The sequence below is a fragment of the Jatrophihabitans lederbergiae genome (assembly GCF_031845305.1).
In the GTDB taxonomy this organism is placed as follows: Bacteria; Actinomycetota; Actinomycetes; order Mycobacteriales; family Jatrophihabitantaceae; genus Jatrophihabitans_A; species Jatrophihabitans_A lederbergiae.
The window spans coordinates 1-1002 of record NZ_JAVREH010000183.1; the positions used below are offsets into that span (position 1 = coordinate 1).

Genomic DNA, 1002 nt, shown 5'->3' on the forward strand with positions numbered 1-1002 from the left:
CACCGCCTGCGTGACCCAGAAACGCCCCGGAGCCAGCCCGCTGCGACGGAGGAAGCGCGTCACCTGCAAGCTTGCGCCCGCGGCCATGGCCCAGGTCGACTATTGCTTCGCCTGCTGGCCAGGCGGCCGGGTCACTCCGCCGCCATGCCTGCGGTGCGGGTCGGGAACCAACTACTACACCAGCGGCATGTGCAGACGCTGCCACCGCGACGGCAACCCCGGCGTCGAGTCCTGCCGCGACTGTCACGCCTGGGGAGTGGGCCGCCTGCACGACTGGCTGTGCGCCGGCTGCAACTCCGGGCGACGCGAACACGCCACCATCGCCGCATGCCGGATCTGCTCGAACGTCCTCACCCTCGGACAGGGCAGGGTGTGCCGACTGTGCCGCAAGCAGGCAACCCTGATGCGCGGGGACAGAGAACTGCTCGACCTCGCCGGCGCTAACGCCCACGGCCAGCAGCTGTTCTTCGCCGACATGTTCTATGTCAGCGCCCGCGACCGAGCCAAACCACTCCGTCCTGAGACCACGGCCGTCGAGGTTCGGCCCACGGCACGAGCCACGGTCTACCACGTGTAGCCGAGCCTGTTCGACGCCCGGCGAGACCTCGCCACCCACGGCCGAGAGAACTTGATCGAACGATGCGACCCGATCATCGCCGAGTGGGTCGATCGCGAGGTCGGCGAACACGCCCGGCGACACGGCTGGACACATAAGGCCATGGCCGAGACCCGAAGCGGCATCCGGATCGTCATCGGGCTGCAAGACGACCCCGGCGCGCCGATCAAAGCCACCGACGTAACGCTGCTGGGCGGCATCGACCTGCCAGTTCGACGCATCCTCGACGTCCTCGCCGAGATGCGCCTGCTCGACGATGACCGGACACCGGCCGTCAAGACCTGGTTCGCCCAACGCGCCGCCGAGCTCCCTGCGCCGATGCGTGACGAGCTTGGGATCTGATTCCTGGTGATGCACGACGCAAGCAGCACGTCGCCGCGGCGCAA

Annotated in this window: 1 protein-coding gene and 1 pseudogene; both read left to right on the forward strand. The window is 68.5% G+C overall.

Annotated features, from left to right (window positions below; translation table 11 throughout):
• A pseudogene (locus RM423_RS24865) lies at positions 1-577 on the forward strand (hypothetical protein); the annotation flags it as partial.
• Positions 578-628: 51 nt separating this feature from the next.
• Positions 629-958 carry a hypothetical protein gene (locus tag RM423_RS24870; protein ID WP_311425719.1) on the forward strand — a complete coding sequence of 110 codons (330 nt, stop codon included), beginning with the start codon at positions 629-631 and terminating at the stop codon, positions 956-958.
• Positions 959-1002 lie beyond the last annotated feature (44 nt).